Origin of the sequence: Pseudomonas sp. B16(2017), assembly GCF_002113205.1 — a bacterium.
In the GTDB taxonomy this organism is placed as follows: domain Bacteria; phylum Pseudomonadota; class Gammaproteobacteria; order Pseudomonadales; family Pseudomonadaceae; genus Aquipseudomonas; species Aquipseudomonas pharyngis.
The window spans coordinates 80,173-95,392 of record NZ_NEKA01000014.1 but is presented as its reverse complement, the minus strand read 5'-3'; the positions used below and the strand labels follow the sequence as shown (position 1 = coordinate 95,392).

Below are 15,220 nucleotides of genomic sequence, written 5' to 3'. Positions count from 1 at the left end.
CGGGGATCACGCTGTGGATAACCTTGGGAAGGAACGATACAGGCCACGAGAACCGTGGCCTGTGGAGGTTTGTGCGTTTTTTGATCAGCTGCGCCGGCGCAAGCTCATCCATGCATCGACGCTGTACACCGCCAGACCGGCCCAGATAAACATGAAGGCGATCAGCGTGCTGGACGACAAGTGCTCGCCGAACAGCAGCACGGCTTGCAGCAGTACCAACGTCGGCGCCAGGTATTGCAGGAAACCGAGGGTGGTGTAGGGCAGATGCCGTGCCGCCGCGTTGAAGCACACCAGCGGCACCAGCGTCACCGGGCCGGCCGCCACCAGCCACCAGGCTTCGGAGGTGGTCCAGAACTCGGCCTGGGCGCTGGTGGCGGTCGGATTGAACAGCAGCCACGCGAGGGCGATCGGCACCAGCATCCAGGTTTCCACCACCAGCCCCGGCAACGCCTTGACCGGCGCCTGCTTGCGGATCAGCCCGTAGAAACCGAAGGTCAGCGCCAGCACCAGCGATACCCACGGCAGACTGCCGACCTGCCACACCTGCTGCGCAACACCGACCGCCGCCAGACCAACCGCCAGCCACTGCATGCGCCGCAAGCGTTCGCCGAGGATCAGCATGCCCAGCAGCACGTTCACCAATGGGTTGATGTAGTAACCGAGGCTTGCTTCCAGCATCCGGCCGTTGTTCACCGACCACACGTAGGTCAGCCAGTTGGCCGCGATCAAGGTGCCGCTGAGCGCAAGAATCGCCAGGCGTTTCGGGTTGTCGCGCAGCTCCTGCCACCAGCCGGGATGCTTCCACACCATCAACAGCAGCGCGCCGAACAGCGCCGACCACAGCACCCGGTGAATGATGATTTCCACCGCCGGCACTTCGGCGATGGCTTTGAAGTAGAGCGGGAACAGTCCCCAGATGATGTAGGCGCTCAGGCCCAGAATGTACCCGCGACGCGGGTTGGCGGCTTGCATGCAGAATCCTTGCTTAGGCAGCTAACAAAGCAGCGATTGTACGGGCAGTTGTATAGACGTGTCGTGTCAGAAAAGCTTCAACGGCTCTTCGTTCAACGCCGCCAGTTGCTCGCGCAACGCCAGCACCTGATCGCCCCAATACCGCTCGCTGCCGAACCACGGAAAGCTGCGGGGGAACGCCGGATCGTCCCAACGCCGGGCCAGCCAGGCGCTGTAATGCATCAGGCGCAGGGCGCGCAGCGGTTCGATCAGCGCCAGTTCGCGCGGGTCGAAGTCATGGAATTCGTTGTAGCCGTCCATCAATTCCGACAGCTGCCCGAGACAATCCTGACGGTCGCCGGCGAGCATCATCCAGATGTCCTGCACCGCCGGGCCCATGCGGCAGTCGTCGAGGTCGACGATGTGGAACATCTCGTCGCGGCACATCATGTTGCCGGGGTGGCAGTCGCCGTGCATGCGGATGTTCTGGTGCGGCGTGCTGGCGTAGACGTCTTCCACGCGCTTGAGCAGGTCACGGGCGACGGACTCGTAGGCCGGCAGCAGGGCCTTGGGAATGAAGTTGCCTTCCAGCAGGGTGGTCAGCGAGTCATGGCCGAAGTTCTTCACGGCCAACGCTTCGCGGTGTTCGAACGGTTTGGTACCGCCGACCGCGTGCATGCGCCCGAGCAACTGGCCGAGGCGATACAACTGATCGAGATTGCCCGGCTCCGGCGCCCGGCCACCGCGACGGGGAAACAGGGTGAAACGAAATCCGGCGTGTTCGTGCAGGGTTTCGCCGTTGTGGATCAGTGGCGCCACCACCGGGATCTCGACTTCGGCCAGTTCGAAGGTGAACTGGTGCTCTTCCAGGATCGCTTCGTTGGTCCAGCGCTGCGGGCGATAGAACTTGGCGATCAGCGGTTCCGAGTCTTCGATGCCGACCTGATAGACGCGGTTTTCGTAACTGTTGAGCGCCAGAATGCGCGCGTCGCTCAGGAAGCCGATGCTTTCGACAGCATCGAGCACGAGGTCTGGGGTGAGGGTTTCAAACGGGTGGGCCATGCTGACTCCTGCGCGCAGCAGGCTGCCGCGTCCGGCTCAGCATGGTAGCGCAGACGGGCTGTCTTGAGTGGGATCGTTCCCGTGCAGTGCACGGGAACGATCAGAGCGTCGCCCGATCAGGCGCCAACGATCCCGCCATCCTCACGGGTAATCGCCATCACCGATGACCGCGGCTTGCCGTTCGGCAGGTGCTCGGGGAAGGTCGAACCGCCGTTCTCGCCCGGGTGCTGAATCCCGACGAACAGGGTTTTCTGATCCGGCGAGAAGCTGATCCCGGTGACTTCACAGCCGATCGGCCCGACCATGAACCGGCGAATTTCCCCGGTGGCAGGATCGGCGCAGAGCATCTGGTTGTTGCCCATCCCGGCGAAATCACCGGCGTTGCTCGAGTCGCCGTCGGTGAGAATCCACAACCGTCCGGCCTTGTCGAAGCCGAGGCCATCGGGGCTGTTGAACATGTTCTGCGGGGTGATATTCGACGAGCCGCCCTTCGGCGTACCGGCGTGGACGCCCGGGTTGCCGGCGACCACGAACAGATCCCAGGCGAAAGTTTTCGCCGCGTGATCGTCGCGGTCGGTGCGCCAGCGCAGGATCTGTCCGTAGACGTTTTTCTCGCGCGGGTTCGGCCCGCCCACCGGTTGGCCGTCTTCGCCGCGCTTGGCGTTGTTGGTCAGGGTGCAATAGACCTGGCCGTCTTTCGGGCTGACCACGATCCACTCCGGACGGTCCATGCGCGTGGCGCCGACCACGCTGGCGGCGAGACGCGCGTGAATCAGCACTTCGGCCTGATCGGCGAAACCGCTGCTGGCGTCGATGCCGTTCTTGCCGTGGGTCAGTTCGATCCACTGGCCCTGGCCTTTCGGGTGATCCGGATTGCCGTCGCCGGCATCGAACCTGGCCACGTACAGCGTGCCGTGATCGAGGATGTCGCGGTTGGCCTTGGCGTTGCGGTGATTGATCTTGTCGCGGCTGACGAATTTGTAGATGAACTCGCCGCGTTCATCGTCGCCCATGTACACCACGGCGCGACCGTCGTCGGTCTCGGCCAGCGCGGCGTTTTCATGTTTGAAGCGGCCCAGCGCAGTGCGTTTGACCGGGGTCGATTGCGGGTCGAACGGATCGATCTCCACGACCCAGCCGTGACGGTTGAGCTCGTTGGGGTTCTTCGCCATGTCGAAGCGTGGATCGAACGGATGCCAGTTGATCTCGCGGCTGGCGGCCGATACGCCGTAGCGCTTTTGCGCCGGGTCGAACTGTTGCTGGGCGTTGCTGCTGCCGAAGCAGTCGGTGAAGTTCTCTTCGCAGGTCAGATAAGTGCCCCACGGTGTCTTGCCGTTGGCGCAGTTCTGGAAAGTGCCGAGGACTTTTTTGCCGTGCTTGTCGGCGCTGGTTTTCATCAGATCGTGACCGGCGGCCGGGCCGCTGATGCGCAGCGGCGAGTTGCCGTGAATGCGCCGGTTGTAGCGCGAGCCCTGGACGAACTGCCACTGGCCGTTCTTGCGCTGCACTTCGATCACCGACACGCCTTCGCAGGCCAGAGCCTTGCGCACGTCCTCGGCCGATTGCGGCATGCCGCCGTGCGGATAGAGGTAGCGGTAGTTGGTGTATTCGTTGTTGATCGCCATCAACGCGCGGTTTTTCTCGCCCGGGAATTCGAACAGGCTCATGCCGTCGTTGTTGTCGCCGAACTGCACTTCCTGTGCGGCCGCGGTGCCGTTGCCGCTCGGGTCGAAGGCCGGGCCGTTCTTGTGCAGCGGCTGGCCCCAGCTGATCAGCACCGACGACTTGTAGCCCTTGGGCAGGCTGATGGTGTCGGTGGTGGCCGCCGGAATGCTGTCGAAGCCAAGCAGACGGCTGTTGCCGGCGCTGACACTGGCGGCCAGCACGCTGCGACTCAGCAGGTTGCCGCCGAGGAACATCGCCGCGCCGCACAGCGCGCCGGCGCTGATGAAACCGCGACGGCTCAGGCCGACCATTTTTTCCAGGTCTGTGGATTGGTTTTCTTCTAATAGGCTCACATCAGGCTCCCTGCATGGTTTTGGCAGCCACCTTAATGCGGGTCGATGACGCTTTCGTTGCAGTGCGCTCAGAGCGGTGTGCCCAGCAGCACATTCGACGGGGAAAACTGCACCTGCACCGGTAGCTCAACCTTCAGACCACGGCTGCGCAAGTCCAGCGGTTCGGCCAGTGCGCACAGGGTCTGGCCGTTGGGCAGAGCGATGCGCACTTCGCTCGGGCCGTCTGCGGCGTCGAGAATCGCCTCGATCCGACCGTTCAACAGGTTGTGGCCGACGGCAGGCGTGGCTTGGGGAGCGAGCAGTTCGAGCCAGCCGGCCTTGATCAGCGCCACCACTTCGGTACCCGGTCGCAGTTCCAGATGGACGGTGCTGTCGTGGGTGATCTGCGCGTCGATCGACAGGCCTTCAGCCAGTTCGAGGCGGATCAGGTCGTTGCGGCCCTGACCTTCGATCAGCGCGACTTTGCCGTGCAGCTGGTTGCGCGCGCTGGTCCTGAGCATCAGCCGACCGAGCAGATCCAGATCGCTGGCGTCCTCGGCCGCTTCCAGCACCTGGGCCTGCAAGGCTTGCAGCTTTTGATAGAGGCGCAGCACTCGCTCGCCCTCGCTCGACAGTTTGGCTCCGCCACCGCCCTTGCCGCCTACCGCGCGCTCGACCAGAGGCTTTTGTGCGAGGTTGTTCAGCTCATCGATGGCATCCCACGCCGCCTTGTAACTCAGGCCGGCGCTCTTCGCGGCGCGGGTGATCGAACCCTGTTCGGCGATGTGTTGCAGCAAGGCGATGCGCTGCGGACGGCGGACGATGTGCTGGGACAACAGACTGGGCAGGGACATGGCGGACGCTTTGTACTGAAGGGTTGAGGGAGGACGTTGGCGGCTCGTGGCGTATCCGTCAAGCCGCGTCGCCGGGTTTTGGCGTACGGGCCAGGCAGTACACATCCACCCGCGCGGCGCCGGCGTCCATCAGCAAACGGGCCAGCGCCTGGGCGGTGGCGCCGGTGGTCAGCACGTCGTCGACCAGGGCCAGGTGCCGGCCTTGCACCTGGGCATCGGGGCTCAAGGCGAAGGCGTGTCGCAGATTGCGTTTACGCGCCTTGGCGTTGAGGGCCTGCTGGGCATCGGTATCCTGCACGCGCAACAGGCTGTATTCCTCGCAAGGCAGGTCGAGTGCCTTGCCCAGCCACTGCGCCAGCATCGCCGCTTGATTGAAGCCGCGCTGGCGCAAGCGTTTCGGCGCAAGCGGCACCGGTAGCAGGGCGTCCGGGCGAGGCAGGTCTTCTTCGAAGCGATGTTGCAGGAACTCGCCGAGAACGTCGGCGAGCAAGTGGCCAAGCGGCCATTTGGCGTTGTGCTTGAAACGGGTGATCAGCGTGTCCACCGGAAAGCCGTAAGTCCAGGGCACGGCGACCTGTTCAAAGGCCGGTGGATCCTGCAGGCAGCCACCACAAGTCAGGCCGGCTGCGAGGGGCAGGGCGCAGGTCAGGCATTGATCGCCCAGCCACGGCAAATCGGTTTCGCAGGCGGTGCAGATCGGGATTTGCGCGTCTGCCGGTTCGTCGCACAACAAGCAGTTCTGTTTGTTTTTTAACCAGATGTAAACCGGCCTTTCGTAGTGTGGTTGACAGCGCATGACTCTTCCTTAAATATGCCGAACATCCGTGTCGTGCCTGTGGGTATTCCGTTTCCCCAGGCGCCAGCCAAGCATAACCAAGGAAACGCCCATGAGCGCCAGCACCACTGCCACCCTGCATCACGACTGGACTTTGGCCGAAGTCAAAGCACTCTTCGTTCAGCCATTCAACGACTTGCTGTTCCAGGCGCAGACGGTGCACCGCGCGCATTTCGACGCCAACCGCGTTCAGGTTTCCACCCTGTTGTCGATCAAGACCGGGGCCTGTCCGGAAGATTGCAAATATTGTCCGCAGTCCGGTCACTACAACACCGGGCTGGAAAAAGAAAAGCTCATGGAAGTGCAGAAAGTCCTCGAAGAGGCTGCCCGCGCCAAGGCCATCGGTTCGACCCGATTCTGCATGGGCGCGGCGTGGAAGCACCCGTCGGCCAAGGACATGCCTTACGTGCTGAAGATGGTCGAAGGCGTGAAGGCCATGGGCCTGGAAACCTGCATGACCCTCGGCCGTCTCGATCAGGACCAGACCGAAGCCCTGGCCAAGGCCGGGCTCGACTACTACAACCATAACCTCGATACCTCGCCGGAGTTCTACGGCAGCATCATCACCACCCGCACCTATGCCGAGCGTCTGCAGACCCTGGCCTATGTGCGCGATGCGGGGATGAAAATCTGCTCCGGCGGCATTCTCGGCATGGGCGAGTCCCTCGATGACCGCGCCAACCTGCTGATCCAGCTGGCCAACCTGCCGGAGCATCCGGAGTCGGTGCCGATCAACATGCTGGTGAAAGTGGCCGGCACGCCGCTGGAAAACGCCGACGACATCGATCCGTTCGATTTCATCCGCATGCTCGCCGTGGCGCGCATCCTGATGCCGCAATCCCACGTGCGCTTGTCCGCCGGTCGCGAAGCGATGAACGAGCAGATGCAGGCCCTGGCATTCTTCGCCGGTGCCAACTCGATCTTCTACGGCGACAAGCTGCTGACCACCGCCAACCCGCAGGCCGACAAGGACATGCAGCTGTTCGCACGCCTGGGCATTCAGCCGGAAGCCCGCGAAGAGCATGCCGACGAAGTCCACCAGGCCGCCATCGAGCAGGCGCTGGTGGAGCAGAAGAGCAGCGAGCAGTTCTATAACGCGGCGGTCTGATCGCCCGTTTTTCTCAGGCGCTGCCTCGGACGGCGCCTGCTGATTCATTTGCCACCCGTGAGGCTTGCATGTCTTTCGATCTCGCCGCACGCCTTGCTGCCCGTCGTGCCGAAAATCTGTATCGCCAGCGCCCGCTGCTTGAAAGCCCGCAAGGGCCGCAAGTGGTGGTCGACGGTCAGCCGTTGCTGGCGTTCTGCAACAACGATTACCTGGGCCTGGCCAACCATCCGCAAGTGATCGAAGCCTGGCGCGCCGGTGCCTCGAAGTGGGGCGTCGGTGGCGGTGCTTCGCATCTGGTGATCGGCCACAGCGGCCCGCATCACGAATTGGAAGAAGCCCTGGCTGACCTCACCGGACGGCCGCGTGCGCTGTTGTTCACCACCGGTTACATGGCCAATCTCGGCGCGGTCACTGCATTGGTCGGGCAGGGCGACACGGTGCTGGAAGACCGGCTCAATCATGCCTCGTTGCTGGATGCCGGATTGTTGTCCGGCGCGCGCTTCAATCGATATCTGCACAACGACGCCGACAGCCTCGCCAAGCGCCTGGAGAAAGCCACCGGCAGTACACTGGTGGTCACTGACGGCGTATTCAGCATGGACGGCGACCTTGCTGATTTGCCGGCGCTGGCCCGGGAAGCCAAGGCCAAAGGCGCCTGGCTGATGGTCGATGACGCTCACGGTTTCGGTCCGCTGGGGGCGAACGGTGGCGGCATCGTCGAGCATTTCGGTTTGAGCCAGGAGGATGTGCCGGTACTGGTCGGCACCCTCGGCAAAGCGTTCGGCACGGCGGGTGCGTTCGTCGCGGGCAGTGAAGAGCTGATCGAAAGCCTGATCCAGTTCGCCCGCCCATACATCTACACCACCAGCCAACCGCCGGCGCTGGCCTGCGCAACGTTGAAAAGTCTGGAACTGCTGCGCAGCGAACACTGGCGTCGCGAACATTTACAGACGCTGATCCGCCAGTTCCGCCACGGCGCCGAACAGATCGGCCTGGAACTGATGGACAGCTTCACGCCGATCCAGCCGATCCTGATTGGCGATGCCGGTCGCGCCGTGCGTCTGTCGCAGATGCTGCGTGAGCGTGGGCTGATGGTCACCGCAATCCGCCCGCCGACCGTGCCTGCCGGCAGTGCGCGGTTGCGGGTGACGCTGACCGCTGCCCACAGCGAGGCGCAGGTGCAGCTATTGTTAGAAGGACTGGCCGATTGCTTTGCTCAACTTACGTCGGAGCCGAGCCATGCGTGATCGCCTGATTTTGTTACCGGGTTGGGGGCTCGGCGTTTCGCCGCTGGAGCCGTTGGCCGCTGCGTTGCGCGGACTCGACGAACACCTGCAGGTCGACATCGAGCCGTTGCCGGAGCTGGACTCCAGCGATCTGAACGACTGGCTCGACGAGCTCGATGAGCGCGTCCCCGAAGATGCCTGGCTTGGCGGCTGGTCGCTGGGCGGCATGCTCGCGTCCGAGCTGGCGGCCCGGCGTGGCGAACATTGCTGCGGCTTGCTGACCCTGGCGAGCAATCCTTCGTTTGTCGCCCATGAACAATGGCCGAGCGCGATGCCCGGCGAAACCTTCGATGCGTTTCTGGCCGGCTGCAGCGCCGACCCGCGCACGACCCTCAAGCGATTCTCGCTGCTGTGCGCCCAGGGCGCGCAAGACGCGCGCGGCTTGTCGCGTCTGTTGCTCGGCGGCGCGCCGAACACCTCGCCGGCCGCTTTGATGGCCGGTCTGGAGTTGTTGGCGCAGATCGATACGCGGGAAGCGTTGCAGGCGTTTCGTGGCCCGCAATTGCATTTGTTCGGCGGGCTTGACGGGCTGGTGCCGGCGGAGGCCGCGGGCGAGTTGTTCGCGTTGCTGGCGGATGTCGAGGTCGGTCTGATCGAGCAGGCCAGCCATGCGTTTCTTCTGGAAGATCCCCACGGTGTGGCGGGAGCGATCCAAGCGTTTTTAAGTGAGTGCGGTGATGACTGATTTGTATGTTGCGGCGTTGCCCGGCGGCTTGCCTGACAAGCGCCAGGTCGCAGCTTCTTTTTCTCGCGCAGCGGCCAGCTACGACAGCGTCGCCGAGTTGCAGCGCGATGTCGGTACGCAGTTGATGAATCGCTTGCCGGTGGATTTTCGGCCGGCACGCTGGTTGGATCTGGGCTGCGGCACCGGGTATTTCACTCGGGCGCTGGCCGAGCGATTTGGTGAGGGGCTGGCGCTGGATATCGCTGAAGGCATGCTCAATCACGCGCGGCCGTTGGGTGGCGCCACGCACTTTATCGCTGGCGATGCCGAACGTTTGCCGTTACAGGATTCGACATGTGATCTGATCTTCTCCAGCCTCGCCGTGCAGTGGTGCGCAGACTTTGAAGCGGTGCTCGGCGAAGCGTTTCGGGTGCTGAAACCGGGGGGGATTTTCGCGTTTGCTAGTCTTTGTGTAGGGACGCTGTACGAAATGCGCGACAGCTGGCGTCAGGTCGATGGCCTGGTGCACGTCAACCGCTTCCGCGAGTTCGCCCGCTATGAGCAATTGTGCGCGGCCAGTGGTTTGCGTACGGCCAGTCTGGAGAATCGGCCGCATGTGCTGCATTACCCGGATGTGCGCAGCCTGACCCACGAACTCAAGGCACTGGGCGCGCATAACCTGAACCCTGGCCGGCCGGGTGGATTGACCGGGCGGGCGCGGATTCTGGGGCTGGTCGAGGCTTACGAGCAGTTCCGTCAGCCTCAAGGGCTGCCAGCGACCTATCAGGTGGTCTACGCCGTGTTGGAGAAACCCTTATGAGCGCAGCCTATTTCATCACCGGAACCGACACTGACGTCGGCAAGACCACCGTCGCCGCCGGGTTGCTGCACGCTGCGCGGTCGGCAGGATTGAGCACGGCAGCGGGCAAACCGGTGGCGTCCGGTTGTGTGGTGACGCCCAGAGGTTTGCGCAATTCCGATGCGCTGGCGTTGCAGGCCGAATGCTCGTTGCCGCTGACCTATCAACAGGTTAACCCGGTGGCGTTCGAGCCGGCCATCGCGCCGCATCTGGCAGCGCGTGAGGCGGGTGTGGCGCTGACCGTGCAATCGTTGCTGGCGCCGATGCGCGAGATCCTGGCCATGAACGCCGACTTCACGCTGATCGAAGGCGCGGGCGGTTGGCGAGTGCCGCTGGCGGATCAGGACAATTTGTCGGATCTGGCCATTGCGTTGAAATTGCCGGTGATTCTGGTGGTCGGCGTGCGTCTGGGCTGCATCAGCCATGCGTTGCTGACTGCCGAGGCAATTGCCCGAGACGGGCTGCAATTGGCCGGGTGGGTGGCGAATATTATTGATCCGAAGACTTCGCGGCTGGAGGAAAACCTGGCGACACTGGCCGAGCGAATCCCGGCGCCGTGCCTGGGGCGGGTGCCAAAACTCAAGGCGGTCAGCGCCGAAGCGGTTGCCGATCACTTGCAACTGGATCTGCTCGACTGATTTTGGCTATGACAAGGCACTGTGCCATTAGTGTTTTTGACGGGTGTTTTTCTGGCGCCTCTGGTTCAATGGCGACCATTGATCCTTCCCAAGGATGAGAGCTCCCATGGAAATCTCCGGAAACACAGCTTTTTATGCAGGTCTGAGCACCATTCAGACCGGGCAGAACCGCGTCGATCAGGCGGCCAGCCAGATCGCCAGCAGCACTATCGAGCGTTCGGTGACCAGCCAGTCTTCGGAAGTGCAGGTCGATCGTCTGCGTTCGGTGGATCGCGCCCAGCAATCGGACCTGTCGAGCAACATGGTCGAGATGGCCCAAGGCAAGTTTCAGGCGGAACTGGGCGTGAAAGTCGCCAAGGCTTCCGATGAAATGCTCGGTACGATCATCGACACATTCGCCTGATTTTTTTGATCTGCGCTTTGCCAGACGCCGCGACTGTTCGCGGCGTTTTTCGTTGTAAGTCCTTCTCCCTCAACTAATCTTTTTTCAGTGCACATGGCTCGGTCGGGCACATGTCGCGCTGCTGTGTCCGGCGTTCGGAAAATGTGATGACGAATGGCAAAAGAACGACGCTTGACAAGATTTCGGCGTAAACGTATGTTTCAAACAACTGTTTGACCGTCACAACAAATCAACGCGGTCGTTCATTCCCGGTTACATCAGCAGAGGTTTATCGCTATGCCTGACTACAAGGCCCCCTTGCGTGATATTCGCTTCGTTCGTGACGAACTGCTCGGCTACGAAGCGCACTATCAGAGCCTTCCAGCGTGTGCAGAAGCAACGCCGGACATGGTTGACGCCATTCTCGAAGAGGGCGCCAAGTTTTGTGAGCAGGTGCTGGCACCGCTGAACCGCGTGGGTGACACCGAAGGCTGCACCTGGAGCGAGTCCGGCGTGAAAACCCCGACCGGCTTCAAAGAGGCCTACAAGCAATTCGTCGAAGGCGGCTGGCCGAGCCTGGCCCATGACGTCGAGCACGGCGGTCAGGGTCTGCCTGAGTCGCTGGGTCTGGCTGTCAGCGAGATGGTCGGCGAAGCCAACTGGTCGTGGGGCATGTACCCGGGCCTGTCGCACGGCGCGATGAACACCATCTCCGAGCACGGCACCCCAGAGCAGCAAGAAGCCTATCTGACCAAACTGGTCTCCGGCGAATGGACCGGCACCATGTGCCTGACCGAGCCGCACTGCGGCACCGACCTGGGCATGCTGCGCACCAAGGCCGAACCTCAGGCCGACGGTTCCTACAAAGTTTCCGGCACCAAGATCTTTATCTCGGCCGGTGAACACGACATGGCCGACAACATCGTCCACATCGTACTGGCTCGCCTGCCGGACGCACCGGCCGGCACCAAGGGCATCTCGCTGTTCATCGTTCCCAAGTTCCTGCCGAACGCCGACGGCACCGTCGGTGCACGCAACGCGGTGACCTGCGGTTCGATCGAACACAAGATGGGCATCCACGGCAACGCGACCTGCGTGATGAACTTCGACGGCGCGACCGGTTTCCTGATCGGCCCGGCGAACAAAGGCCTGAACTGCATGTTCACCTTCATGAACACCGCACGTCTGGGTACCGCACTGCAAGGTCTGGCTCACGCCGAAATCGGCTTCCAGGGCGGCCTGAAATACGCTCGCGATCGCCTGCAAATGCGTTCCCTGACTGGCCCGAAAGCGCCGGACAAGGCTGCTGACCCGATCATTGTTCACCCAGACGTACGCCGCATGCTGTTGACCATGAAGGCATTCGCCGAAGGCAACCGTGCGATGGTGTACTTCACCGCCAAACAGGTCGACATCGTCAAATACGGCGTGGACGACGAAGAGAAGAAGAAAGCCGACGCATTACTGGCCTTCATGACTCCGATCGCAAAAGCGTTCATGACCGAAGTCGGTTTCGAATCCGCCAACCACGGCGTACAGATCTACGGTGGCCACGGCTTCATCGCCGAGTGGGGCATGGAGCAGAACGTTCGCGACAGCCGCATCTCGATGCTGTACGAAGGCACCACCGGCATCCAGGCACTCGACCTGCTGGGCCGTAAAGTGCTGATGACTCAAGGCGAGGCGCTCAAAGGCTTCACCAAGATCGTCCACAAGTTCTGCCAGAACAACGAAGGCAACGAAGCTGTTAAAGAATTCGTCGCACCGTTGGCTGCACTGAACAAAGAGTGGGGCGAACTGACCATGAAGGTCGGTATGGCCGCCATGAAAGATCGCGAAGAAGTCGGCGCGGCCTCCGTGGACTACCTGATGTACTCCGGTTACGCCTGCCTGGCCTACTTCTGGGCTGACATGGCGCGTCTGGCTGCTGAAAAACTGGCTGCCGGCACCAGCGACGAGGCGTTCTACACCGCCAAGCTGCAAACCGCGCGCTTCTACTTCCAGCGCATCCTGCCGCGTACCCGAACGCACGTGGCCACCATGCTGTCGGGCGCCAACAACCTGATGGACATGAAAGAAGAAGATTTCGCACTGGGCTACTAAGCCTTAACGCGGTCTTTCAAAAAACCGCTGCTCCCTCGGGGGCAGCGGTTTTTTTGTGCCCGGATTTCCCCAATCCCGGGGCTGATTCCCCAGCATTGATGAAGCCACTGCTCGGCCGAATCCCTGCGCTTATTGATTCAAAATGTTTCCAGAAGAGTGGCCAATTAATTGCACTGCCCGATTTACCGGTGCTAACCAGAACTGCCTGCTCAAAGAAGCAAGACGCCCGGCACTTAACAACAACAGTCAGGGTGAAGCCTATGAACATCAGTCGACTCGCTCGTTTGACCTTCTGGTTACCCATCGCGCTGTCAGTCCACAGCGCATGGGCCGCCGACCCCGCCGAAGTCGATCCCCCGGTGCCGGAAGTCCCTTCGCTGCAATCGTTGCGCGGGATGGTGCCCCCTGATCCGTCCGGAACCGAAGGTGGGCGCAAGGTCGACCTGATGACCGACTACGTGCTCAATCGCCAGGCTGCGATCCTGTTGGGCAAGGCGCTGTTCTGGGACATGGAGATCGGCAGCGATGGGTCCACGGCCTGCGCGTCCTGCCATTACCACGCCGGCGTCGACCACCGCATCACCAACCAGCTCAACCCCGGCCAGGCGCACACCAACGCCAACGTCGCGTCGATCTTCAACAAGCCGTTTGTGGCGTCGGACATTCCCGGTGACGTGGCGTCCTACGCGACATTGTCCGGTGGCAAGGGTGGCCCGAACTACACGCTGAAGAAAACCGACTTCCCGACCCACGTGCTGAGCAATCCGCTGGAGCGCAACTCGCCCATCGTGTACTCGACGGACGACGTGGTCGGCTCGCAAGGCGTGTTTGACGCCAACTTCGTCAAACCCAACCAGCCGCGTTTCGACAAATGCACCCAGCAGCCGGACGGACTGTTTCAGGTAGGCGGCATCAACGTACGTCGCAGTACTGGACGCAACGCGCCGTCGGTGATCAATGCCGCGTTCAACGTGCGCAACTTCTGGGACGGTCGGGCCAACAACGTGTTCAACGGCTTCTCGCCGTTCGGTAATCGCGATCCGGATGCCGGGATCTACGTGACCAGCGAACGCAGCACGGTCGCGACCAAAGTGCGGCTGGCGCTCAACGATGCGTCTGCCGCCTCGCAAGCCGTCGGCCCGCCCGGCAGTCCGGTGGAAATGTCCTGCGGTGGCCGCACTTTTGCCGACATCGGTCGCAGGATGCTCGACACGCTGATGCTCAAGCAGCAGCGGATCTCATCCACCGACTCGGTGCTGGCTCCAGTGTCCGGCGCACGGCGTCCGACCTATCGCGAGCTGATCAAGAGCGCCTTCCAGCCCCGGCTGTGGAACGCCACGCAAAACGTTCTGGTGGGCGGTGCGCCGTACACCCAGATGGAGGCCAATTTCCCGCTGTTCTTCGGCCTGGCGATCCAGATGTATGAGGCCACGCTGGTGTCCGATCAGGCGCCGATCGATGCCTATCTGCAAGGCGATCACACGGCGATGAACGCGCAACAGGTCGAGGGCATGAACCTGTTTCTCGGCAAGGGCAAATGCGTCAATTGCCACGGCGGACCGGAGCTGACCAACGCCGCCAGCCGCTTGCTGATGCATCCGCGCGAACGCATCGAGCGCATGGTGATGGCCGACAACCTGACCACCCTTTACGACAACGGTTTCTACAACACCGGTGTGCGGCCGACCTCGGAAGACCTGGCCCTTGGCGGCGCGGATGCGTGGGGCAATCCATGGTCGTTCACCCGTCAGTACAACAGCGTGTTGCAGGGCGGCCGTTCGGTGGATCCGCTGGACGTCGATGTCTGCACATTCGAGGCGCCGTTGAGCGCGGCGATTCCGTGCGATGCGACGCTCAAGCCGAACGTCGGTTTCCGCGACTCGGTCGACGGCGCGTTCAAGACCCCGACCCTGCGCAACATCGCCCTGACCGGCCCGTACTTCCACAACGGCAGCCGCTCGACGCTCAAGCAGGTGATGGAGTTCTACAACCGTGGCGGTGACCGGCGCGGCGAGGACGCCAACAACACCAGCGGCTTCGAGCATCCGGCGGTGAATCAGCACAACACCTCCAATCTCGACCCGGACATGACGGCGCTGAACCTGACGCCCGATGAAATCGACGCTCTGGTGAAATTCATGGAGGTCGGCCTGACCGATCCGCGCGTGGCGTGGGAGCGCGCACCGTTCGATCATCCGTCGCTGGTGATTCCGCAGGGCCACATCGGCGATGAAAACGCCGTGACCCAGCGTCCGGCCAGTCCGAAAGTCACGACCCGTCAGGCGATGGACGCATCGCTCAATCTCAAGCCTTACGGTGCTGAAGGCCGGCCGGCGGCAGAGGGGCCATTGCAGCCGTTCTACAACGATCTCTGAGCAGAAAAACACACCATGGCCATCAAGAGTGATGGCCATGGTGGCCGTCTAGCAGCCATTGCGCAAAAAACCTTACTAAATCCCTCAGTAACTTCAGATTTCGGCC

Annotated in this window: 13 protein-coding genes; 8 read left to right on the top strand and 5 right to left on the bottom strand. The window is 62.3% G+C overall.

From position 1 onward, the window contains the following. Nucleotides 1–84: 84 nt before the first annotated feature. The 5 genes from rarD to CAG25_RS22215 form a co-directional block, all read right to left on the bottom strand. On the bottom strand, nucleotides 85–972 hold the full coding sequence (gene rarD / locus CAG25_RS22235; protein WP_039768038.1) for an EamA family transporter RarD: 888 nt from the start codon (nucleotides 970–972) through the stop codon (nucleotides 85–87). Nucleotides 973–1,038: 66 nt separating this feature from the next. Beyond that, complete coding sequence (locus CAG25_RS22230; protein ID WP_085612961.1) at nucleotides 1,039–2,013, bottom strand: serine/threonine protein kinase; 975 nt, start codon at nucleotides 2,011–2,013, stop codon at nucleotides 1,039–1,041. Between the two features lie 116 nt (nucleotides 2,014–2,129). Beyond that, nucleotides 2,130–4,031 (bottom strand): PhoX family phosphatase, encoded by a 1,902-nt coding sequence (locus CAG25_RS22225; RefSeq protein WP_085612960.1) that lies wholly within the window; start codon nucleotides 4,029–4,031, stop codon nucleotides 2,130–2,132. 68 nt (nucleotides 4,032–4,099) lie between these two features. Continuing rightward, a complete protein-coding gene (locus CAG25_RS22220; RefSeq protein WP_085612959.1) occupies nucleotides 4,100–4,864 on the bottom strand; it encodes a TOBE domain-containing protein in 765 nt (254 codons plus the stop codon). Between the two features lie 58 nt (nucleotides 4,865–4,922). Next, a complete protein-coding gene (locus CAG25_RS22215; protein WP_085612958.1) occupies nucleotides 4,923–5,660 on the bottom strand; it encodes a ComF family protein in 738 nt (245 codons plus the stop codon). Nucleotides 5,661–5,751: 91 nt separating this feature from the next. Here CAG25_RS22215 and bioB point away from each other — a divergent pair, with 91 nt between their 5' ends. The 8 genes from bioB (at nucleotide 5,752) to CAG25_RS22175 (ending at nucleotide 15,114) form a co-directional block, all read left to right on the top strand. After that, nucleotides 5,752–6,807 carry a biotin synthase BioB gene (bioB, locus tag CAG25_RS22210; RefSeq protein WP_085612957.1) on the top strand — a complete coding sequence of 352 codons (1,056 nt, stop codon included), beginning with the start codon at nucleotides 5,752–5,754 and terminating at the stop codon, nucleotides 6,805–6,807. 68 nt (nucleotides 6,808–6,875) lie between these two features. After that, nucleotides 6,876–8,054: an 8-amino-7-oxononanoate synthase gene (gene bioF / locus CAG25_RS22205; RefSeq protein ID WP_085612956.1), complete on the top strand. Its 1,179-nt coding sequence runs from the start codon at nucleotides 6,876–6,878 to the stop codon at nucleotides 8,052–8,054. Further along, a complete protein-coding gene (locus tag CAG25_RS22200; RefSeq protein WP_064599891.1) occupies nucleotides 8,047–8,778 on the top strand; it encodes an alpha/beta fold hydrolase in 732 nt (243 codons plus the stop codon). Before bioF ends, CAG25_RS22200 begins: the two co-directional genes overlap by 8 nt. Continuing rightward, nucleotides 8,771–9,577, top strand: coding sequence for a malonyl-ACP O-methyltransferase BioC (gene bioC, locus CAG25_RS22195; RefSeq protein WP_085612955.1), 807 nt, complete (start codon nucleotides 8,771–8,773; stop codon nucleotides 9,575–9,577). The genes CAG25_RS22200 and bioC overlap by 8 nt, the downstream gene beginning before the upstream one ends. Next, entirely contained in the window at nucleotides 9,574–10,254 is a 681-nt protein-coding gene (gene bioD / locus CAG25_RS22190) for a dethiobiotin synthase (RefSeq protein WP_007959854.1), read from the top strand. Before bioC ends, bioD begins: the two co-directional genes overlap by 4 nt. Nucleotides 10,255–10,360: 106 nt before the next feature. Further along, nucleotides 10,361–10,657 carry a pyrroloquinoline quinone biosynthesis protein PqqE gene (locus CAG25_RS22185; protein WP_085612954.1) on the top strand — a complete coding sequence of 99 codons (297 nt, stop codon included), beginning with the start codon at nucleotides 10,361–10,363 and terminating at the stop codon, nucleotides 10,655–10,657. Nucleotides 10,658–10,933: 276 nt separating this feature from the next. Next, the gene (locus CAG25_RS22180; protein ID WP_085612953.1) at nucleotides 10,934–12,739 is read left to right on the top strand and encodes a phenylacyl-CoA dehydrogenase; all 1,806 of its coding nucleotides are present in this window, start codon (nucleotides 10,934–10,936) and stop codon (nucleotides 12,737–12,739) included. A gap of 260 nt (nucleotides 12,740–12,999) precedes the next feature. Next, nucleotides 13,000–15,114: a cytochrome-c peroxidase gene (locus CAG25_RS22175; RefSeq protein WP_085612952.1), complete on the top strand. Its 2,115-nt coding sequence runs from the start codon at nucleotides 13,000–13,002 to the stop codon at nucleotides 15,112–15,114. Nucleotides 15,115–15,220 lie beyond the last annotated feature (106 nt).

Excerpts from the sequence above, each read along its gene's own strand:
- rarD (WP_039768038.1), bottom strand. The coding sequence starts at position 972 with ATGCAAGCCGCCAACCCGCGTCGCGGGTACATTCTGGGCCTGAGCGCC.
- CAG25_RS22230 (WP_085612961.1), bottom strand. The coding sequence starts at position 2,013 with ATGGCCCACCCGTTTGAAACCCTCACCCCAGACCTCGTGCTCGATGCT.
- CAG25_RS22220 (WP_085612959.1), bottom strand. The coding sequence starts at position 4,864 with ATGTCCCTGCCCAGTCTGTTGTCCCAGCACATCGTCCGCCGTCCGCAG.
- CAG25_RS22215 (WP_085612958.1), bottom strand. The coding sequence starts at position 5,660 with ATGCGCTGTCAACCACACTACGAAAGGCCGGTTTACATCTGGTTAAAA.
- bioB (WP_085612957.1), top strand. The coding sequence starts at position 5,752 with ATGAGCGCCAGCACCACTGCCACCCTGCATCACGACTGGACTTTGGCC.
- bioF (WP_085612956.1), top strand. The coding sequence starts at position 6,876 with ATGTCTTTCGATCTCGCCGCACGCCTTGCTGCCCGTCGTGCCGAAAAT.
- CAG25_RS22200 (WP_064599891.1), top strand. The coding sequence starts at position 8,047 with ATGCGTGATCGCCTGATTTTGTTACCGGGTTGGGGGCTCGGCGTTTCG.
- bioC (WP_085612955.1), top strand. The coding sequence starts at position 8,771 with ATGACTGATTTGTATGTTGCGGCGTTGCCCGGCGGCTTGCCTGACAAG.
- bioD (WP_007959854.1), top strand. The coding sequence starts at position 9,574 with ATGAGCGCAGCCTATTTCATCACCGGAACCGACACTGACGTCGGCAAG.
- CAG25_RS22185 (WP_085612954.1), top strand. The coding sequence starts at position 10,361 with ATGGAAATCTCCGGAAACACAGCTTTTTATGCAGGTCTGAGCACCATT.
- CAG25_RS22180 (WP_085612953.1), top strand. The coding sequence starts at position 10,934 with ATGCCTGACTACAAGGCCCCCTTGCGTGATATTCGCTTCGTTCGTGAC.
- CAG25_RS22175 (WP_085612952.1), top strand. The coding sequence starts at position 13,000 with ATGAACATCAGTCGACTCGCTCGTTTGACCTTCTGGTTACCCATCGCG.